21 protein-coding genes are annotated in these 19950 nt (G+C 70.2%); 4 read left to right on the forward strand and 17 right to left on the reverse strand.

Annotated features, from left to right (window positions below):
* Window positions 1-50: 50 nt before the first annotated feature.
* The 3 genes from ACWDRW_RS09080 to ACWDRW_RS09090 all read left to right on the forward strand — a co-directional run bounded on the left by ACWDRW_RS09080 (window position 51) and on the right by ACWDRW_RS09090 (window position 2478).
* Window positions 51-458, forward strand: a complete 408-nt coding sequence (locus ACWDRW_RS09080) for a VOC family protein (RefSeq protein WP_451721646.1) — start codon at window positions 51-53, stop codon at window positions 456-458.
* A gap of 35 nt (window positions 459-493) precedes the next feature.
* Entirely contained in the window at window positions 494-1615 is a 1122-nt protein-coding gene (locus ACWDRW_RS09085) for an LOG family protein (protein ID WP_451721647.1), read from the forward strand.
* Window positions 1616-1785: 170 nt separating this feature from the next.
* Window positions 1786-2478, forward strand: a complete 693-nt coding sequence (locus tag ACWDRW_RS09090; RefSeq protein ID WP_451721648.1) for an LAETG motif-containing sortase-dependent surface protein — start codon at window positions 1786-1788, stop codon at window positions 2476-2478.
* 107 nt (window positions 2479-2585) lie between these two features.
* On the opposite strand, the gene ACWDRW_RS09095 is transcribed toward ACWDRW_RS09090, so the two are convergent.
* The 10 genes from ACWDRW_RS09095 to rpsB form a co-directional block, all read right to left on the reverse strand.
* Window positions 2586-3605 carry an ABC transporter ATP-binding protein gene (locus ACWDRW_RS09095; protein WP_451721649.1) on the reverse strand — a complete coding sequence of 340 codons (1020 nt, stop codon included), beginning with the start codon at window positions 3603-3605 and terminating at the stop codon, window positions 2586-2588.
* A complete protein-coding gene (locus ACWDRW_RS09100) occupies window positions 3605-5236 on the reverse strand; it encodes an ABC transporter permease (RefSeq protein WP_451721650.1) in 1632 nt (543 codons plus the stop codon). Before ACWDRW_RS09100 ends, ACWDRW_RS09095 begins: the two co-directional genes overlap by 1 nt.
* Window positions 5237-5247: 11 nt before the next feature.
* A complete protein-coding gene (locus ACWDRW_RS09105; RefSeq protein ID WP_451721651.1) occupies window positions 5248-6324 on the reverse strand; it encodes a thiamine ABC transporter substrate-binding protein in 1077 nt (358 codons plus the stop codon).
* A 151-nt stretch (window positions 6325-6475) separates the two neighbouring features.
* Window positions 6476-7582: a 23S rRNA (adenine(2503)-C(2))-methyltransferase RlmN gene (gene rlmN / locus ACWDRW_RS09110; protein ID WP_451721652.1), complete on the reverse strand. Its 1107-nt coding sequence runs from the start codon at window positions 7580-7582 to the stop codon at window positions 6476-6478.
* A gap of 340 nt (window positions 7583-7922) precedes the next feature.
* On the reverse strand, window positions 7923-8372 hold the full coding sequence (locus tag ACWDRW_RS09115; protein ID WP_451721653.1) for an SRPBCC family protein: 450 nt from the start codon (window positions 8370-8372) through the stop codon (window positions 7923-7925).
* Window positions 8373-8481: 109 nt separating this feature from the next.
* On the reverse strand, window positions 8482-9639 hold the full coding sequence (locus tag ACWDRW_RS09120) for a phosphatidate cytidylyltransferase (RefSeq protein WP_451721654.1): 1158 nt from the start codon (window positions 9637-9639) through the stop codon (window positions 8482-8484).
* Window positions 9639-10196, reverse strand: a complete 558-nt coding sequence (frr, locus tag ACWDRW_RS09125) for a ribosome recycling factor (protein ID WP_363165270.1) — start codon at window positions 10194-10196, stop codon at window positions 9639-9641. Before frr ends, ACWDRW_RS09120 begins: the two co-directional genes overlap by 1 nt.
* 147 nt (window positions 10197-10343) lie before the next feature.
* Window positions 10344-11102, reverse strand: a complete 759-nt coding sequence (pyrH, locus tag ACWDRW_RS09130) for a UMP kinase (protein ID WP_451721655.1) — start codon at window positions 11100-11102, stop codon at window positions 10344-10346.
* A gap of 185 nt (window positions 11103-11287) precedes the next feature.
* On the reverse strand, window positions 11288-12124 hold the full coding sequence (tsf, locus tag ACWDRW_RS09135; protein ID WP_451721656.1) for a translation elongation factor Ts: 837 nt from the start codon (window positions 12122-12124) through the stop codon (window positions 11288-11290).
* A 134-nt stretch (window positions 12125-12258) separates the two neighbouring features.
* Window positions 12259-13152, reverse strand: a complete 894-nt coding sequence (rpsB, locus tag ACWDRW_RS09140) for a 30S ribosomal protein S2 (protein WP_451721657.1) — start codon at window positions 13150-13152, stop codon at window positions 12259-12261.
* Between the two features lie 271 nt (window positions 13153-13423).
* Here rpsB and ACWDRW_RS09145 point away from each other — a divergent pair, with 271 nt between their 5' ends.
* The gene (locus ACWDRW_RS09145) at window positions 13424-14002 is read left to right on the forward strand and encodes a M23 family metallopeptidase (RefSeq protein ID WP_451721658.1); all 579 of its coding nucleotides are present in this window, start codon (window positions 13424-13426) and stop codon (window positions 14000-14002) included.
* Between the two features lie 22 nt (window positions 14003-14024).
* On the opposite strand, the gene ACWDRW_RS09150 is transcribed toward ACWDRW_RS09145, so the two are convergent.
* The 7 genes from ACWDRW_RS09150 to ACWDRW_RS09180 form a co-directional block, all read right to left on the reverse strand.
* Complete coding sequence (locus ACWDRW_RS09150) at window positions 14025-14582, reverse strand: TetR/AcrR family transcriptional regulator (RefSeq protein WP_451721811.1); 558 nt, start codon at window positions 14580-14582, stop codon at window positions 14025-14027.
* 72 nt (window positions 14583-14654) lie between these two features.
* Window positions 14655-15497, reverse strand: a complete 843-nt coding sequence (whiG, locus tag ACWDRW_RS09155; RefSeq protein ID WP_451721659.1) for an RNA polymerase sigma factor WhiG — start codon at window positions 15495-15497, stop codon at window positions 14655-14657.
* Between the two features lie 282 nt (window positions 15498-15779).
* On the reverse strand, window positions 15780-16940 hold the full coding sequence (gene dprA, locus ACWDRW_RS09160) for a DNA-processing protein DprA (RefSeq protein ID WP_451721660.1): 1161 nt from the start codon (window positions 16938-16940) through the stop codon (window positions 15780-15782).
* The gene (locus ACWDRW_RS09165) at window positions 16937-18562 is read right to left on the reverse strand and encodes a YifB family Mg chelatase-like AAA ATPase (protein WP_451721661.1); all 1626 of its coding nucleotides are present in this window, start codon (window positions 18560-18562) and stop codon (window positions 16937-16939) included. The genes dprA and ACWDRW_RS09165 overlap by 4 nt, the downstream gene beginning before the upstream one ends.
* Complete coding sequence (locus tag ACWDRW_RS09170; RefSeq protein ID WP_451721662.1) at window positions 18562-18924, reverse strand: YraN family protein; 363 nt, start codon at window positions 18922-18924, stop codon at window positions 18562-18564. The genes ACWDRW_RS09165 and ACWDRW_RS09170 overlap by 1 nt, the downstream gene beginning before the upstream one ends.
* Window positions 18925-19040: 116 nt before the next feature.
* Window positions 19041-19349, reverse strand: a complete 309-nt coding sequence (locus tag ACWDRW_RS09175) for a DUF2469 domain-containing protein (RefSeq protein ID WP_003965949.1) — start codon at window positions 19347-19349, stop codon at window positions 19041-19043.
* Window positions 19350-19405: 56 nt separating this feature from the next.
* Window positions 19406-19936 carry an NUDIX hydrolase gene (locus ACWDRW_RS09180; protein WP_451721663.1) on the reverse strand — a complete coding sequence of 177 codons (531 nt, stop codon included), beginning with the start codon at window positions 19934-19936 and terminating at the stop codon, window positions 19406-19408.
* Window positions 19937-19950: the final 14 nt, after the last annotated feature.

The following is a 19950-nucleotide window of genomic DNA, read 5'->3' on the forward strand; positions in this document are numbered from 1 at the left end:
GCCGTCGGTCTACCCCACCGAACCGACCGACCCTGATGGGAGAGACCCCGATGTACCAGCAGATGATCTTCGTCAACCTGCCCGTCGCCGACCTCGACGCCTCGAAGAAGTTCTTCACCGAGCTGGGCTACTCGATCAACCCCCAGTTCAGCGACGAGAACGCGGCCAGTGTCGTGATCAGCGACACCATCGTGGCGATGCTCCTCACCAAGCCGTTCTTCGCGACCTTCACCGACAAGGAGATCGCGGACGCCACGAAGACCAGCGAGGTGGCGATCTGTCTGAGCGCCGAGAGCCGCGAGAAGGTCGACGAGCTGGTGGAGAAGGCCGTCGCCGCCGGCGGCACCGCCTCGAACAAGGTCCAGGACATGGACTTCATGTACGGCCGCGGCTTCGACGACCTCGACGGCCACAGCTGGGAGGTCGTGTGGATGGACCCGGCCGCGATCGAGGGCTGAGCAACCGCCTCAGGGGTCGTGTCTAGCATGGGCGGGTGCAGACGATGCCCGCCCATGCGGCCCACCACGACGACCGCGAGATCGAGACACTCCAGGAGTTCGACGCCACGGTGGCGGCGCGCGGCTCCCTCGCCGGATTCCGGGTCCAGGCCGTCGATCTGACGGACCGTACCCGCGAACTGCTCACCACGGACACCACGGGCGCCGTGTTCCTCGGCTGCCCGATGCGCGAGAACGCCACCGCGAAGATCCGCGCCGACGGCGCCATGGTCTTCCCGCCGGTCCCGGACCTGCCCTTCGACCCGTACCGGGGCGCGCTCTACACGCCGGACGAGCTCTTCGCCGGACTGCGCAAGGGATACGAGGGAACCCCCGACGCCCTCGCGTACGCCTGGTTCCAGCGGACCAAGGCGGACGGCGACATATACGCGTCGATGCTCCGCTCCGTCCACGACGACGCCGTCTCCGACGCGCTCGACGAACTCCTGCGCGGCGCAAGGGTCGTGGGCGTCATGGGCGGCCACGCCATGGCCCGCGGCACGGAGGCGTACGCCGGTGCCGCCCGCCTCGGCCGGGAGCTGACCCGCGCCGGGTTCACGGTCGCCACCGGCGGCGGCCCGGGCGCGATGGAGGCGGCGAACCTCGGTGCCCACGCCGCCCCCTTCGAGGACGCGATGCTCACGGAGTCGCTCGAACTCCTCGCCAAGGAACCGAAGTTCACCCCGTCGATCACCGCCTGGGCGACCGCGGCCTTCGAGGTCCGCACCCGGTGGCCCCAGGGTGGCGGCTCGGTCGGCATCCCGACCTGGTTCTACGGCCATGAGCCGCCGAACCCGTTCGCCTCGCACATCGCCAAGTACTTCGCCAACGCCACCCGCGAGGACGGCCTGCTGGCCCGCTCGAACGCCGGGGTGGTCTTCCTGCCGGGCGCCGCCGGCACCGTACAGGAGATCTTCGACAACGCGACGCCGAACTACTACGAGTCGCGTGGCGAGCCCACGCCGATGGTGCTCGTGGACCGGGTGCACTGGACCGAGAAGTTGCCGGCCTGGCCGCTGCTGCAGGCGCTGGCGCGGGAGCGGTCCATGGAGTCCCGTATCGCGCTGGTGGACCGGATCGAGGAGGCTCCTGAGGCCCTGAAACGTCTTGGCGGTTAATAAGAGGGCAAAGCCAAGGTCCTTGTCCGGCATATGCGTTGACACTACTTACGCAGCCCTTATAAATCTGTGAGCCTCGTGGGAGTGGTGAGGCCGGTGCGCCTGACCTCTCCCTCAACCCCCCGCATATGCGCAACATGTGAAGGACCAACGTGGCAGTCCTGTCAGCTGTGTCTATATCTCGCCGTACGGTCGCCCGCTCCGCCCGTGCGCTCGGTATCGCCTCCGCCTCCGCCGCGCTCGTGCTCGGGCTCGGCGGCAACGCGTTCGCCTGCAACATCAACGAGTTCTCGGCCGAGGCCAAGTGCGACGGTGACAACGGTGTCATCACCGTGACCGACGTGGACCCGACCGGTGTGCCGGCCACCGTCACCGTGTACCTCCAGAACAACGGCGCCGACCTGAAGAAGGTCGGTGAGCAGGTGGTCGAGGGCTCGCGCGAGGGCACCACGATCACGTTCGCCGAGAACTGGAAGCCGAACGCCGAGTACCGCATCCACGTCAAGGCCGGCAACCAGGTCGACGAGGACATCAAGCCGAACCTCACGACCCCGTCCACCGCCTGCAAGAAGGAGGACACCCCGGCCCCGTCGGACGCCCCCACGCCGACCCCGACCCCGTCGGACGACGCCTCCACCCCGGCGGAGGAGACCACGGCCCCGTCGCCCTCCGAGCCTGAGAGCACGGCTCCCGCGGACACCTCCAGCAACGCCCCGTCCCCGGCCGGTGAATCCAACCTCGCCGAGACCGGTGCCGACTCCAACACCCCCGTGATCGCGGGCATCGCGATCGCCCTGGTCGCGGTGGGCGGCGGCGCCGTCTTCTTCGGCCTGCGCCGGCGCGGCGCGAACAGCGACCGCTGATCGCCGCACGGCACGCGCGGGCCATCTTCGGTCGAAGGTGGCCCGCACACCGCTGAGGGGCCGACCGCCGGGGGCGAGGCCGGGAAGGCGTGACTGCCGCCCGGTGATCAGTCGAGGACCACGATGTCAGCCGCGTCGAACTCCACCCCGACCTCGTCCCCGACCTCCGGGGCCGCCCGTAGCGCGCAGGCGGCCTCCAGCCGGGGCGCGTCCTCGGGTTGCAGGTGCACGGCGACATGGGTGCCCTTGAAGGTGCGGGCGGCCACCGTGCAGGGCAGGCCCCGCTCGGCCGCGACCAGGCGCACCCCGGCGGGCCGGACGAGGAGCGTGCGGGTGCCCTCGGGAGTGTCCTCGGGCACCGGGAGCTTGCCCCAGGGGGTGGCGGCCGCCTCCCCGGCGACCGTCGCGGGCACCACGTTGTCGAAGCCGAGGAAACGGGCCACGAACTCGTCCGCGGGCCGCTGCCACACCTCAAGCGGCGTACCGGACTGGGCGATCCGCCCGTCCCGCATCACCACGACCCGGTCGGCGAGCGCGAAGGCCTCGCCCTGGTCGTGGGTCACGGCGAGTACGGTCGTGCCCAACTCGCTGAACAGCTGCCGCAGTTCCACCACCAGACGCTCCCGCAGCGAACGGTCGAGCTGCCCGAGCGGTTCGTCGAGCATCAGCAGCCGGGGCCGGGGCGCCAGCGCGCGGGCCAGCGCCACCCGCTGCTGCTCCCCGCCGGAGAGCGCGGCCACGGCGCGGCGGGCGGCACCCGGCAGTCCGACGAGTTCGAGCAACTCCGCCACGCGGTCGCCCTGTTGCCGCTTGGATCCGCCCCGCATCCGCAGCCCGAAGGCGACGTTGCCGCCCACGTCCCGCTGCGGGAAGAGCTGGTGATCCTGGAACATCAGCCCGACACCGCGCCGGTGCGCGGGGACCCCGGACTGGTCCTGCCCGTCGAGCCACACGCGCCCCGCGTCCAGGGGCTGAAGCCCCGCGACCGCCCGCAGCAACGTCGACTTGCCGCTGCCGCTGGGCCCGAGCACACACACCACCTCGTGCTCGGCCACCGCCAGGTCCACGGCGTCGAGCACCGCCCGGCCACCGAACCGCACGGTCGCGTTCTCCAGGCTGAGCAGCATCAGAACTCCCCCGTCCGATCGGTCCGCAGCCGCTCCAGCACCAGCAGCGCCACCGCGCACACCACCATCAGAATCGTCGAAAGGGCCATCGCCTGGCCGTAGTTGAGCTGCCCGGCCCGCCCGAGGAGCTTGGCCACGGCGACCGGCAGCGTCGGATTGTCCGGCCGCGCGATGAACACGGTCGCCCCGAACTCGCCGAGCGACACCGCGAAGGCGAAACCGGCCGCGATCAGCAACGCCCGCCGCACCAGGGGCAGATCGACCTCCCGCCACACCCGCCAGGGCGAGGCCCCCAGCACGGCCGCGGCCTCCCGCAGCCGCTGATCCACGGCCCTCAGCACGGGCAGCATGGTCCGCACGACGAAGGGGACGCCGACCAGCGCCTGCGCCAGTGGCACCAGGACCCAGCTGGCCCTGAGGTCCAGCGGCGGCTCGTCCAGGGCGATCAGGAACCCGAAGCCGACGGTCACCGCGGACACCCCGAGCGGCAGCATCAGCAGCGCGTCGAACCCTCGTACGAACCGCCCCGCGTCCCGCCGGGTCAGCGCGGTGGCGGCGAGACCCCCGATCACCACCGCGACGGCGGTCGCGACGAGGGCGTACTCCAGCGAGTTGCCGATCGCCTCGATCGGCGGAACCAGGAAGACTCCACCGTCGGAGCTGGTCAGCGCCCGGTAGTAGCCGAAATCGGGCGCGTCGAGCGACCGCTGCACAAGCACGGCGAGCGGCAGCAGGAGCAGTACGGCGATGGTGGCGAGGACCCCGCCGAGCAGCGCCCACTGTCCTCCCCCGCGCGGGCGGCGGGCGGTCAGCGAGGCGTCCACGAGGCGCAGGGCGGTCTCCCGCCGCCGTACCGTCCAGGCGTGCAGGGCGAGGATCGCGCCGACGGCCGCGAACTGGACGAGCGTGAGGACCGCGGCCGTGGAGAGGTCGAAGATCTCGGAGGTCTGGCGGTAGATCTCCACTTCGAGCGTGGAGAAGGTCGGTCCGCCGAGGATCTGCACGACACCGAAGGAGGTGAAGGTGAACAGGAAGACCATGAGGGTCGCGGCGGCCACGGCCGGACCGAGGGCCGGCAGGGTCACCTGCCGCCAGGCCCTGAGGGGCGACGCGCCCAGCATCCGGGCCGCCTCCTCCTGCCGGGGGTCGAGCTGCGCCCAGAGCCCCCCGACGGTGCGCACGACGACGGCGTAGTTGAAGAAGACATGCGCCAGCAGGATGGCCCACACGGTGGTGTCCAGCCGTACGCCCCACAGCTCGTCGAGCAGTCCGCCGCGGCCGACCAGCGCCAGGAAGGCCGTACCGACGACGACGGTCGGCAGCACGAAGGGGACCGTGACGACCGCCCGCAGGATCTGCTTGCCGGGGAAGTCGAAGCGGGCGAAGACGTAGGCGCCGGGGAGGGCCACGAGCAGGGTCAGCGCGGTGGAGGCGAGGGCCTGCCAGGTGGTGAACCACAGGACGTGCCGGATGTCGGACTGCCCGAGCACGTCCGCCAGCCGCCCGAACTGCCAGACCCCGTCGACCTTCAGACCGCGCGCGACGATCGCGGTGACGGGGTAGGCGAAGAACAGCGCGAAGAACGCGACGGGCACGGCGACGAGGCCGAGTCGCACCGCCGCGCCCCTCATCCGCGGGGCCGCTACTTCAGTACGAGCGACGTCCACGACTTGACCCAGTCGTCACGGTTCTCGGCGATCTTCGCGGGGTCCATGGTCTCGGGGTCCTTGGCGGCGGGCCCGTACTCGGTGAACTCCGCGGGCACGCTCGCCTCCTCGACCACGGGGTAGACGAACATGTTCAGCGGCATGTCCTCCTGGAACCGCTTGCTGACCAGGAAGTCGATCAGGGCCTTGCCGCCCTCGCTGTTGTGGGCGTTGCTCAGCAGGCCCGCGAACTCGATCTGCCGGAAGCAGGTGCCCTCCGCCACGCCCGTGGGCGCGGTCTTCGGCTTCGGGTCGGCGTAGATCACCTCGGCGGGCGGCGAGGAGGCGTACGACACGACGAGCGGCCGGTCGGCCTTCGCGGCCTTGCCGCCGGCGGAACCGGAGAACTCCTCGTTGTAGGCCTGCTCCCAGCCGTCGACGACCTTGACGCCGTTGGCCTTCAGCTTGGTCCAGTACTCCTCCCAGCCGTCGTCGCCGTACTTGGCGGCCGTGCCGAGCAGGAAGCCGAGGCCGGGCGAGGAGGTGGAGGCGTTCTCGGTGACCAGGAGGTTCTTGTACTCCGGCTTGACCAGGTCGTCGAGGGAGGACGGCGGCGCCAGCTCACGGTCCTCGAAGTACTGCTTGTCGTAGTTGACGCAGATGTCGCCGTAGTCGACGGGCGTGACCCGGTGCTCGTCCCCGTCGAGCTGGAAGGTCGGGTCGATCCGGTCGAGGCCCTTCGCCTCGTACGACTGGAAGAGTCCGTTGTCGAGCGCCCGGGACAGCAGGGTGTTGTCGACGCCGAAGAAGACGTCGCCCTGCGGGTTGTCCTTGGTGAGGATGGCCTTGTTGACGGCCTGTCCGGCGTCGCCGTCCTCGAGGACCTTGACCTTGTAGCCGGACTCCTTCTCGAAGGCGGCGAGGACGTCCTTCGAGACGGCCCACGAGTTGTGGCTGACGAGGGTGACGCTCTTGGATCCGCCGGAGGACTCGCCGTCGTCGGACGACCCGCACGCGGACAGCACGACGAGACCGAGGCCGACGAGGGCAGCCAGATGCTTCTTGTTGTTCACGGTGATGACCGAACTTCCTACCCAGAATGACCTGGGCGAGGTTCAGAGGGTCTGCGGCCCGATCGCCGCACTCTCAGCGCTGTCGCGCTCCCCTGTCGGATATGAAGATGAAGGTGTCGACCACAAAGAAGATGTACGTACGACGATCAGACTACCGCTCGGTGGCCGCGAGCTGACCACAGGCCCCGTCGATCTCCTGACCACGGGTGTCCCGGATCGTCACCGGTACCCCATGGGCGGCGATGGCCTCGACGAACGCCTTCTCGTCCTCGGGACGGGAGGCGGTCCACTTCGAGCCCGGCGTCGGGTTCAGCGGGATGAGGTTGACGTGCACGGGCTTGCCCTTGAGCAGCCGCCCGAGCCGGTCGCCCCGCCAGGCCTGGTCGTTGATGTCCCGGATGAGCGCGTACTCGATGGAGAGCCGGCGCCCGGACCTGGCGGAGTACTCGAACCCGGCGTCGAGCACCTCACGCACCTTCCAGCGCGTGTTGACGGGTACGAGCGTGTCGCGGAGCTCGTCGTCGGGGGCGTGGAGCGAGATCGCGAGCCGGCACTTGAAGCCCTCGTCGGAGAACCGGTGGATGGCCGGCACGAGTCCGACGGTGGAGACGGTGATGCCGCGCTGCGAGAGCCCCAGCCCGTCGGGCTCGGGATCGGTCAGCCGCCGGATCGCGCCGACGACGCGGTTGTAGTTGGCGAGCGGCTCGCCCATGCCCATGAAGACGATGTTGGAGAGCCGGGCGGGCCCACCGGGCACGTCCCCGTCCCGCAGCGCCCGCATGCCGTCGACGATCTGATGGACGATCTCGGCGGTGGACAGGTTCCGGTCGAGACCCGCCTGCCCGGTCGCGCAGAACGGGCAGTTCATCCCGCACCCCGCCTGCGAGCTGATGCACATGGTCACCCGGTCCGGATACCGCATCAGCACCGACTCGACGAGCGTCCCGTCGAACAGCCGCCACAGCGTCTTGCGCGTGGTCCCCTCGTCGGTCGACAGATGCCGCACGACCGACATCAGCTCGGGAAACAGCTCCTCGCGCAGCTTGTCCCGCGCCCCGGCGGGAATGTCGGTCCACTGCGCGGGGTCATGGGTGTACCGGGCGAAGTAGTGCTGCGAGAGCTGCTTGGCACGAAACGGCTTCTCCCCGACCGCGGCGACAGCGTCCTTACGCTGAGCGGGCGAAAGATCAGCAAGATGCCGCGGCGGCTTCTTGGCTCCGCGCGGGGCGACGAATGTGAGTTCTCCGGGCTTCGGCATAACCCTTCAAGTGTCGCAGATCAACTGCGGGCCCCAGGCCGGAGCCGGGCGACGGCCGTCACGGTGCGGGGAGGACCGGTCGCCACGTGTCCCTGCCCCCGCTGCCGGGCACGCGCAAGGGATGACCTCTTACCACGTGGCATCGGTTCAACTGGCAGAGCGCTGGCAAGGCCCGCCGTGGTTCAAGTGGGCCTTCCTGGGCGTGTGGGCGCTCTGCGGAGTGTTCATCCTCTACAAGCTGCGCCAGAACGGTTGGAAGTTCCCCCGACGACGTTGAGGCTGCCCGGCTGCGCGAGTCCGACGCCCTGGAGGCGGCCCCGTACCCCACACCGAATCCGCGTCACGCCGTGGGACCCTCCAGGCGCCGCTTCAGGAGTTCCTCGTCGCGGGGGAGTTCCTTGCGGACCTGGGGGCGGACCACCAGGGGAACCAGGACCTTGCCCAGGCCGCGGCCCTCGAAGTCGATCTCGATGGTCACCCGGGAGCGGCGGCCGTCGTCGAGCGGTTCGATGGAGCCGTGGGTGCGAGGCCGGACCGGCCCCTCGACTCCGTGCAGATCCCAGCTGTGCGGCGGGTCGAGGTCGTCGAACTCCACGGTCATCGGGATCTCACGGCTGCCGAGACGGCGGGTGACCTTGACCCGGGAGCCGGGGTGGACCGGACCCTCTTCCAGGGGCTCCGCCTTGACGGCGCTCAGCTGCCATTCGGGCAGGTGGGAGGGGGTGGTGATGTAAGCGAAGACTTCCTCGGGCGTGCGGTCGACGTCGATGGATTCACGGATGGCGGACATGGTGGACCCCCTTTGCGGGCGTACACCCAAATCGTCCCACCGGACGGCCTCCGGCAACAGCAGAGCCCCCGCCGGAAGGACGGGGGCTCTCGCGGACGTCGTACGACACTCAACCGGAACCGACGAACAGCACCAGCAGCAGCCACACCACCGGAGCCGTGGGCAGCAGTGAGTCCAGGCGGTCCATGATGCCGCCGTGGCCCGGCAGCAGGGTGCCCATGTCCTTGATGCCCAGGTCGCGTTTGATCATCGACTCGCCCAGGTCGCCGAGCGTCGCGCTCGCCGCCACGGCGAGGCCCAGCAGCAGGCCCTGCCACCACGTGCCGTCGTCGATCAGGAACTGCATGCACAGCGCGCCCGCCACCATGGCGAAGGACACCGCGCCCAGCAGCCCCTCGCGGGTCTTGCCGGGGCTGATGCGCGGGGCGAGCTTGTGCTTGCCGAAGCGCCAGCCGACGGCGTACGCGCCGGTGTCGCTGACGACCGTCAGGAGCAGGAAGGTCAGCACCCGCCAGGCCCCGTCGTCCGCCGTCAGCATCATCGCGACGAAGGTCGCGAGGAAGGGGACGTAGAACGCCGCGAAGACGCCGGCCGTGACGTCCTTGAGGTAGCCCTCGGGCGGTTCCGTCATCCGCCAGACCAGGACGGCCAGCGCGGTCAGCGCCATCGCCACCCAGGCGCCCTCGGCCCCGCGGACGTATCCGGCGACGACCATCGCCGCACCGCCGAGCGCCAGCGGCACGAGCGGCGCCCGGATCCCCTTGCGCTCCTCGAGCCGCTTGGTCAGCTCCCACAGGCCGACGACCACGGCGACGGCCACCACGCCGACGAACACGGCCTTGACGACGAACAGCGAGGCGACGATCACCGCACCGAGTCCGACGCCGACCCCTATGGCCGCACCCAGGTCGCGCCCCGCGCTCTTCTTCTGCGGTCGGGGCGCCGGCTGCGGGGCGTCGTGCATGGGCTCCGGATTCTGCGGCGCGGCCTGGTAGGTCTGCGCCCGCGGCGTCTCGTCGCGTGTCTCGTCGCGGAACAAGGGGCCGCTCAGCCGGGCGGCCCCCCGGTCGTCATCCTGGTCGTCGCCATATCCAGGTACGGCGGGTCCGTCAGGCACGATGGGCATGGGGCGAGTGTGCTGCGCCTCAGGCGCATCGTACGCGGGACCCGCCGGGACAGCCCCCTGGACAGGCCCCTGGTCGGACGGTCCCCAGTACCCGGCCGAAGGGTCGGCGTGTGGCGGAGCGCCCCAGGAAGAGTCGTTCATCAGACCTCGAGCAGCTCCGCTTCCTTGTGCTTCAGGAGCTCGTCCACCTGGGCGACGTACTTGTGCGTCGCGTCGTCGAGCTCCTTCTCCGCACGGCGGCCCTCGTCCTCGCCGACCTCGCCGTCCTTGACGAGCTTGTCGATCCCGTCCTTGGCCTTGCGGCGCACGGAGCGGATGGACACGCGCGCGTCCTCGGCCTTGCCCTTGGCGACCTTGATGTAGTCGCGGCGGCGCTCCTCGGTGAGCTCGGGGAACACCACACGGATGATGTTGCCGTCGTTGCTCGGGTTGACGCCCAGGTCGGAGTCGCGGATCGCCTGCTCGATGTTGCGCAGCGCGCTCTTGTCGAACGGGGTCACGACCGCCATGCGCGGCTCCGGCACGGAGAACGAAGCCAGCTGGTTGATCGGCGTCGGCGCGCCATAGTAGTCGGCCACGATCTTGTTGAACATCGCCGGGTGCGCACGGCCGGTGCGGATCGCGGCGAAGTCCTCCTTGGCGACCACGACGGCCTTCTCCATCTTCTCCTCGGCCTCGAGGAGGGTCTCTTCGATCACCACTTGCTCCTGCGTGTCTTGAGTAGGCCCGGCTGCTGTTCCGTATGCGTGGGGGCGGCGGCCGGCTGCGTCGCGTCTTCTTCCTGCACGGTTCCCGACCGCCAGGACATTGTCCATCCCCCGGTCAGGGTCCGCGGGTGTTGCCTGTCAGTCCCGGCTGTCCTGGTCACCCACCAGCGTGCCGATCTTCTCACCCTTGACGGCGCGGGCGATATTGCCTTCCGCCAGAAGCTCGAAGACGAGGATCGGAAGCTTGTTGTCGCGGCACAGCGTGATGGCGGTGGCGTCGGCGACCTTGAGGTCCCGGGTGATCACCTCGCCGTAGCCGAGGGAGTCGAACTTGACCGCGTCCGGGTTGGCCTTGGGGTCGGAGTCGTAGACCCCGTCCACGCCGTTCTTGCCCATCAGCAGCGCCTCGGCGTCGATCTCCAGGGCGCGCTGGGCGGCGGTGGTGTCGGTGGAGAAGTACGGCATGCCCATACCGGCGCCGAAGATGACGACCCGGCCCTTCTCCAGGTGGCGCACGGCGCGCAGCGGGATGTACGGCTCGGCGACCTGACCCATGGTGATGGCGGTCTGGACCCGGCTGTCGATGCCCTCCTTCTCCAGGAAGTCCTGGAGGGCGAGGCAGTTCATCACGGTGCCGAGCATGCCCATGTAGTCGGAGCGGGCGCGGTCCATGCCGCGCTGCTGGAGCTCGGCGCCGCGGAAGAAGTTGCCGCCGCCGATGACGACCGCGATCTCGGCCCCGTCGCGCACGACGGCCGCGATCTCGCGGGCGATCTTGTGCACCACGTCCGGGTCCACGCCGAGGCCCCCACCGCCGGAGAAGGCCTCTCCGGACAGCTTCAGCAGATACCGGCCGCGTACTTTGCCGTCGTCGCTCTTCTGGGCCTTGGTGGTCATCGGATTCTCACTTCTTTCAACGGGTCGCACATACGAGAAGGCCATTGCCGTTGGGAACTGGTTCGCATCCCATGCGCGGCAATGGCCTCCTCGTCAGATCTGCTGTCGTCCGCCAGCCCTGTGACGGCGTACGCGGACGACTGCTGTCGACCCTATCGGGGTCGTGCGTCGATCGCGGTACGGACTCAGATGCCGACCTTGATGCGCGTGAAGCGCTTCAGGGTGACACCGGCCTCTTCCAGGACCTTCTGGACCGACTTCTTGTTGTCGAGCGCGTACGGCTGACCGAGCAGCGTGGCGTCCTTGAAGAAGCCGTTGAGGCGACCCTCGACGATCTTCGGCAGGGCGGCCTCGGGCTTGCCCTCGGCGCGGGTGGTCTCCTCGGCGACGCGACGCTCGGACTCGACGACCTCGGCCGGCACGTCCTCCTTGGAGAGGTACTTCGGCGCGAAGGCGGCGATGTGCTGGGCGACACCCTTGGCCAGGTCGGCGTCGGCCTTGTCCAGCTCGACCAGGACACCGATCTGCGGGGGCAGGTCGGGCATGGTGCGGTGCATGTAGGAGTACACGAAGCCGTCGGCGTACTGCGCGAAGCGGTCGAGGACGATCTTCTCGCCGAGGTTGGCGTTGGCCTCGTCCACGAACGCCTGGACGGTCTTGCCGGCCTCGATCTCGGAGGCGAGCAGCGCCTCGATGTCGGCCGGGGAGGTGGCGGCGACGTGCTGGGCGATCTGGTTGGCGACGGCCTGGAACTTCTCGCCCTTGGCGACGAAGTCCGTCTCGCACTTCAGCTCGACCAGGACACCGGAGGTGTTGTCGTCGGCGATGAGGGACACCACGGCGCCGTTCTCGGCGGAGCGGCCCTCGCGCTTGGCGACGCCCTTCTGGCCCTTGATGCGGAGCGCCTCGACGGCCTTGTCGACGTTGCCCTCGGCCTCGTCCAGCGCCTTCTTGCAGTCCATCATGCCGGCGCCCGTGAGCTCACGAAGCTTCTTGACGTCGGCGGCGGTGTAGTTCGCCATGAGTCGTTAAGTCTTTCTCGAAGTCGGAAGATCTACCCGATCCACGAACCACATGTGGATGTGGAGACGTGGACCTATGGGTGAACGGCGGGGGCGAACCGGATGTCGCCGCCCCCGCCGTCAACGCTTACGGGTCAGGCCTGCTCGGCGTCCGCGGCCTTCTCGCCCTCGGCGGCCGGAGCCTCGGCGGCCGGCGCCTCAGCAGCGGGGGCCTCAGCAGCGGGGGCCTCGGCAGCCGGGGCCTCCTCGGCCTTCTTCTCACCCTCGAGCAGGTCGCGCTCCCACTCGGCGAGCGGCTCGCCCGCGGCCTTCTCGCCCTTGCCCTCCGTCGCCACGCCGGAACGGGCGATGAGGCCCTCGGCGACGGCGTCGGCGATCACACGGGTGAGCAGGGTGACGGAGCGGATCGCGTCGTCGTTGCCCGGGATCTTGTAGTCGACCTCGTCGGGGTCGCAGTTGGTGTCGAGGATGGCGACGACCGGGATGTTGAGCTTCCGGGCCTCACCGACCGCGATGTGCTCCTTCTTGGTGTCCACGATCCAGACGGCGCTGGGCACCTTCTGCATCTCGCGGATACCACCGAGGGTCTTCTCGAGCTTGGCCTTCTCACGCGAGAGGACCAGGAGCTCCTTCTTGGTCAGACCCGAGGCGGCCACGTCCTCGAAGTCGATCTGCTCGAGCTCCTTGAGGCGCTGCAGACGCTTGTAGACGGTGGAGAAGTTGGTGAGCATGCCGCCCAGCCAGCGCTGGTTGACGTAGGGCATGCCGACGCGGGTGGCCTGCTCGGCGATGGCCTCCTGCGCCTGCTTCTTCGTGCCGACGAACATGACCGTGCCGCCGTGGGCGACGGTCTCCTTGACGAACTCGTAGGCGCGGTCGATGTACGACAGCGACTGGAGCAGGTCGATGATGTAGATGCCGTTGCGCTCGGTGAAGATGAAGCGCTTCATTTTCGGGTTCCAGCGACGGGTCTGGTGACCGAAGTGGACGCCGCTCTCCAGCAGCTCCCGCATCGTGACGACGGCCATGGCCGTATCTCCTTGAATTTCTCGGTTGTGCCGCGGGTGCCGGACGGCTCCCGCGCCTGACGCCCACATGCGCCGTGCCACGAAGGACCGAGGAGCGCTGACACAGGTCGTTTTGTCGACCCGAGTCGGGGCGTGCGAAGTCGACCCGGTGACCCGGATCGCCAGAAGAAGTGTACGGGACCGAGAAGGCACCGGGTGACGCCGCTGTCCACAAGCGGGGCGCGGTCCACAGATCACGCCATGATCAGCGGCTTGCCGGAACGCTGGGCGCATGCGAGCGAAACGATGCGCGAGTACGGCGGCACTGACGCTGGCGGCGGCACTGGTACTGCCCGCCGCGCGCCCGCAGGCCCCCCTGTCCCCCGCCCACACGGCCACGACCTCGGTCCCACCGGTGGCCGAAACCTGGCCGGTGCCCCACCCCAGGATCCTCCGCGGCTGGGACCCTCCGCCGACGCCGTACGCCCGAGGCCACAGAGGAGTGGACCTGGCGGCCCCCGAGGGCACACCAGTACGGGCGGTAGCCCCGGGCCTCGTGTCCTTCGCGGGCAAGGTGGCGGGCAAGGACGTCGTGTCGATCGAACTGACGAACACCGGCACACCACCACTGCGCACGACGTACGAGCCGATCACGGCGGAGGTGAGGAAGGGCGACGAGGTCAAGGCAGGTCAGACGGTCGGAACCGTCGGCACGTTGTCCGCCACCACGCCCCACTGCCCGACGAGCTGCCTGCACTGGGGCGCCCTGAGAGGCGAGACCTACGTGAACCCCCTGTCCCTGCTGCCCCCGCACCTGCTGAACAGGGGCCCGTCGAGACTGCTGCCCGTACTGGGAGTACCGCTCCCGTAGAAGATGCGCGAGCCGCGGGCGGTCAGCCCCGAACCCCCCGGAGCGCCATCGACACCGCCGCGTCCGTGATCGCCGAAGGCTCCTCCGCCGCCCCCAGCTCGATCCGCCGCACAGCCGCGTCCACGACCCCCTGCAAAAGCATCGCCGCCAGCCGGGGCTCCGCGTGCCCCAACGCCCCCAACGCCTCGACGATCATCGCGACCAGCCCACCGTGCGCGGCCCGGATCTTCTCCCGGGCCCCCGCGTCCAGCTCGCTCGCGGAGATCGCGACCACGGCCCGATGCCGCCGGTCCCCCACCAGCGCCAACTGCGCCCGCACATAGGCCTCGATCTTGGCCTCGGCCCCGTCCGCCGCGGCCATCGCCGCCGAGACCTCCGCCGCCCAGACCGGGAAGTCGACCTCGCACAGCTCCTCGACGACAGCGGCCCGGGACCGGAAGTACTCGTACACGGACGACCGCGCGAGCCCCGTCCGCTCGGCGAGGGCCGGGAACGTCAGCGCCTCCGTACCACCCTCGGACAGCAGAGAACGAGCCGCGTCCAGCAGGGCGGCTCGCTGCATCGACCGGTGCTCGGCCACGGAGGCCGCTCGAATCCTTGGCACGCCGTCCACTCTACGGACGCGCCACCCCGGACGGGAGTCACCCGGTGCTCACCGCCCGAAACTGGCCAGCTTCGCGCGCAGCTGAAGCACCGACTTGGTATGGATCTGACTCACCCGGCTCTCGGTCACCCCGAGCACGTTCCCGATCTCGGCGAGCGTGAGCCCTTCGTAGTAGTAGAGCGTCACCACGGTCTTCTCCCGCTCCGGCAGGGTGTTGATGGCCCGGGCCAGAAACCGCCGCAGCTCCCGGTCCTCGGCCACCTCCACGGGGTTGTCCGCGGCGGTGTCCTCCAGGGTGTCCATGACGCTCAGGCCGTCCCCGCCCTCACCCCCCACATGCAGCAGTTCCTCCAGCGCCACCACGTTGGCCAGCGACAACTGGCTGAAGACCGAGTGGAGTTCGTCCACCGCGATCCCCATCTCGGCGGCCACCTCCCCCTCCGACGGCGTCCGTCTGAGCCGCGCCTCCAGCGTCGCGTACGCCCGCTCCACGTTCCGCGCCTTCTGCCGTACCGACCGCGGAATCCAGTCGAGGGCCCGCAGCTCGTCGATCATCGCGCCCCGGATCCGGGTGATCGCGTACGTCTCGAACTTGATCTCCCGGTCGATGTCGAACTTCTCGATCGCGTCGATCAGTCCGAACACGCCCGAGGACACGAAATCGGCCTGCTCCACATTGGGCGGCAGCCCGACGCTCACCCGTCCCGCCACGTACTTCACGAGCGGCGAGTAGTGCAGGATCAGCTGCTCGCGCAGCCGCTCGTCCCCCGTCGCCTTGTACGACCGCCACAGCTCGTCGAGTGTCGAGGGAGCCGGCGGCCGCACGCTGCCACCGTCGCGGGCGGCTGGGGGGATCGCCGCCCGGTCGGACCCGGAGGTGTGCTGGGGCATTCGTCGCCTTGTGCCGTTCTGCCGTGAAGTGCGGGTGCCTGGGTGAGCTGTCGGTCTGGTACGGGTCTGGTGCCGAGGTGCCGTTCTGCACCGGAATTCACGTGAGCGTAGCGTGACTGGAGTGTCGCGGTGTGCGAAGGCCGGGGCGGGGAGGCGCCGCAGATACGTTCCGCTGGGCGTCCCCCCGAGGCATGGCGGTCGCTCTGTGTGATCACCCCGAGACACCAACTGCGGGAATTTCCAAGGGCGTCGCTGTTCCCCCGGACGGCCGAACACGCTCGGTCAGCATGGACTCCGACCGCCGCGCACCGAGATCAACGCCTGGCGTGTCAACTTCCAGCCGTCGCCGTGTCGTTCGACGTAACCGAGTGCTCGTAGCTCGTACAGCCGGGCGACGGCGTCGTCCACGGTCGTCTGCGCCCCGCGGGCGATCTCGTCCGGCTCGGCGGCGCCGCTCCCGGGCAGCGCGGCCAGTACCCGGCGGGCACCCGGCGCCAGCAGATCGCGGGGCAGGACGGGTCCGCGCCGGTCGGGGGCCAGCTCGCCCATGTCCCCGACGAGCTCGACGACGTCCGCGGCGTCGGTGACCAGGACGGCTTCCCCGCGCAGCAGTTCGTGCACCCCCGCGGAGAGTGCACTGGTCGCCGGACCCGGTACCCCTATCGTGTGGCGCCCCAACCGCTGGGCAGCCCGCGCCGTCGCGAGCGACCCGCTGCGGTGCGCGGCCTCGACGACGACGGTGCCCCTGGTGAGGGCGGCGATCACCCGGTTGCGGACGATGAATCTGCTCGGCGTCGGATGATCCCCGGGTGGCAACTCCCCGATGACCAGGCCCTGTTCCGCGATTCTGGTGATCAACTGGGTGTGTCCTCGCGGATAGGCCCGATCGACCCCGCAGGCGAGGACGGCGGCGGTGGCGCCGCCGCAGGCGAGGGCTCCGCGGTGGACGGCGCCGTCGATGCCGTAGGCCCCGCCGGACACGACCACCCACCCCCGCTCGGCGAGCCCCGCGGCGAGGGTGGCGCCCATGTGAGCGCCGTACTCGCTGCAGGCCCGGGCGCCGACGAGGGCGACGGAGCGCAGCGCCCACATCCGCAGACTGGGCCTCCCGCGCACCCAGAGCCCCAGGGGCCGGGCGTCCCCCAGATCGTCGAGCTGCCGGGGCCACTCCCCGTCCCCCGGGCGGACGAACCGAACCCCGGCCTCCCGGGCGACCCCGAGATCCCGCTCGGGCTCGGCCCGCTCCGCCCGAGCCACCAGCCCGGCCCACCGCCGCTCGGTCACCCCGGGAGGCCGCTCCCCCGCCTCCCGCAACCGCCGCACGACCTCCCGAGCCCCGAACTCCCGAACCCACCGCCCGCCGACCTCGTCCCCTGGCTCCAAAACCCGAGCGAGGAAGACGCGGGCGTACAGCTCCCCGTCCGGATCGTCGCCACTCCTCATGTCAACGCACCGATGGCCATGGGAACCCCTCGGGGGACCCCGGTCCGCAGTTGCAGCGCCAGGGCGACGTCGGTCGCGTCGGGCCGGTCGTGGCCGACGAGGTCGGCGACGGTCCAGGCGACGCGGAGGACACGGTCCAGGCCGCGGGCCGTCAGCACGCCACGCTCCAGATTGCGCTCCGCCTCGTCCATCGCACCGGGCTCGGCGTGCCAGCGGCTGCGCAGTTCCCTGCCCGGCACCTCGCTGTTCGTCCGCCACGGCGTACCGGACAGACGGGCCGCCGCCCGCTCCCTGGCCCCTCGTACCCGGGCGGCGACCGTCGCCGTGGACTCGCCCCGGGCGCCGCGCTCGGCGAGTTCGGCGCGCGTGACCCGGTCCACCTCGACCCGCAGGTCGACCCGGTCGAGCAGCGGCCCGGAGAGCCGGGCCTGGTAGCGCCGGACCGCGGTGGGCGGGCACTCGCAGAAGTCGTCGTTGAGGGAGAACCTTCCGCACGGGCAGGGGTTGGCCGCAAGCACCATCAGGAACTTCGCCGGGAACCGGACGACGCCGGCACTGCGTGCGATAACGACGTGCCCGGACTCCAGCGGCTGCCGGAGCGCGTCGAGGGCCTGGCTGCTGAACTCCGGTGTCTCGTCCAGGAACAGCACGCCTCGGTGGGACAGCGACACGGCACCGGGACGCGCGATGCCGGGGCCGCCGCCGACCAGTGCCTGCATGGTCGCCGAGTGGTGCGGGGCACAGTAGGGCGCCACGTCGATCAGGGGCTTGCCGGGAGGCAGCAGACCCGCCACCGAGTGCACGGCCGTGACCTCCAGCGACTCCTCCCTCGCCAGCCGGGGCAGGATGGCGGGCAGTCGCTCGGCGAGCATGGTCTTGCCCGCTCCGGGAGGCCCCTCGAGGAACAGATGGTGCCCGCCCGCCGCCGCGACCTCCACGGCCGTACGGGCCGAGAGCTGGCCCACGACGTCGGCGAGGTCATGGCCCACGTCGTGCTGAGCCGCTCCGGCACTGTGCATCCCCGTGGCCGCGCCGGTGCCCGGCACCCGCAGTCCGGCGAGCAGCGGATCGGGGCGGCCCGGCTCGTCCGGTTCCTCCTCGGGCACGGGTTCGTCCGCCAGTACGGCGATCAGCTGGCGCAGACTGCGCACCCCGAGCACGGAGACTCCCGGCACGAGCGAGGCCTCGGCGGCGGCGCAGTCGGGCACGACCACCTGTTCGTAGCCGGCGTTGGCCGCGGCCAGCACCGCCGGAAGGATGCCGCGCACCGGCCGCACCCGGCCGTCGAGGCCCAGTTCCCCGATCATCACGATGTCGGCGAGCACCCGGGGATCGATCCGCTCGGCCGCCCCGAGGACCGCGCAGGCCACGGCGAGGTCGAAGCCGCTGCCCGCCTTGGGCACCGACGCCGGACTGAGCCCCACCGTCAGCTTCTTCTGTGGCCATTCGGCCCCCGAGTTCACCACGGCCGCCCGAACCCGGTCCCGGCTCTCCGTCAGGCTCTTGTCGGGCAGGCCCACCAGGGTGAAGGCGGCGACGCCCGGCTCCAGGTCCGCCTGGACCTCGACGACCACTCCCTCGACGCCCACCAGGGCGACCGAGCAGGTGCGTGCGAAACCCATCACGCCACCCCCCGGACGTGTTCCACCACGGGGGCGCCCCGCCCGGGAAGCAGGACTCCGACCACGTCGATGCGGACGCCGCCGGGTGGTGCTCCTCCGTGGGACTGGATCCAGCGTTCGGCCAGGTGTCGCAGGCGTTCCGCCTTCTCGGGGGTCACCGCGGCCATCGGGTGCTCGAAGCAGTCGCCCCTGCGGGTCTTCACCTCGCAGACGACCAGCGCGTCCCCGTCCCGCGCCACGATGTCGATCTCACCGGTCCGGCCACAGCGCCAGTTGCGCTCCAGGACCGTCATCCCGGCCTCGGCCAGCCGCCTCGCGGCCAGCCCCTCGCCGTACCTGCCCAGTGCACTGCGTGCGTTCATGTCGGCACCACCTCCGGCACCGACGATCACGCATCCGCCCCCAAGAAAAGGATCTTGGTGGACAACCCGCTACCTGTGGACAACTCCGTCACCCGGCAGCGGGGCGGTCAGCCACCTCACCCGCCCGGGAGCTCCAGATCGCTCTTGTTCAGCTCCTCAATGTTCACGTCCTTGAACGTGAGCACCCGCACCTGCTTCACGAACCGAGCCGGCCGGTACATGTCCCAGACCCACGCGTCGGCCATGGACACCTCGAAGAACACCTCTCCCTGGACCGAGTGCACCTGCATCTCGTAGTCGTTGGTCAGGTAGAAGCGCCGCTCGGTCTCGATCACGTATTTGAACAGACCGACGACATCGCGGTACTCCCGGTAGAGCTTGAGCTCCATCTCGGTCTCGTACTTCTCGAGGTCCTCGGCGCTCATGGCATGTTCCCCTTCAGCCGTGCGATCCCACCATTGTGCGCCAGTCCCGCGAGCCCCTAGACGATTTCGGTGTCAAGGGTCACGGGCCCGGCCGGGGGACCTTCGTCGAGCAGCCTGCGCAGCAGCTCGGCGAGTCTGGTCGGATACACCGTCTCATGTGCCCGGGTCAGTTCCTGACACGTCCACCAGCGCGCTCCGGCGACACTGCGGCGCTCCAGCTCGGTGAGGCCCTGGGCCTCGACGGCCGTCTGCGTCGTGCGGGCCAGGTAGTACCACTCGTCCTGGTCCCAGCGGCGTCCCGCGAACGGGAACGAGCACCGCCGTCGCCACAGCACCGGCCCGAGCTCGACCTCGGTGATGCCGGTCTCCTCCGCGAGTTCCCGCAGAGCGGCCTCTTCGCGCGTCTCGTCGCCCTCGATGCCACCACCGGGCGTGAACCACCAGTCGTCGCTCACGTCGTCCGGCTCATGACCGTGCAGCAGGAGAATCCGGTCCGAGGGATCCAGGAGCACGACCCGGGCGACCTTGCGCACCTCACCCGCCGCGTCCGTCTCAACAGCCGCACCCGAACCCACACCCGCATTCACGCGTGTACCCGCGT

Source organism: Streptomyces sp. NPDC003635 (assembly GCF_053587635.1).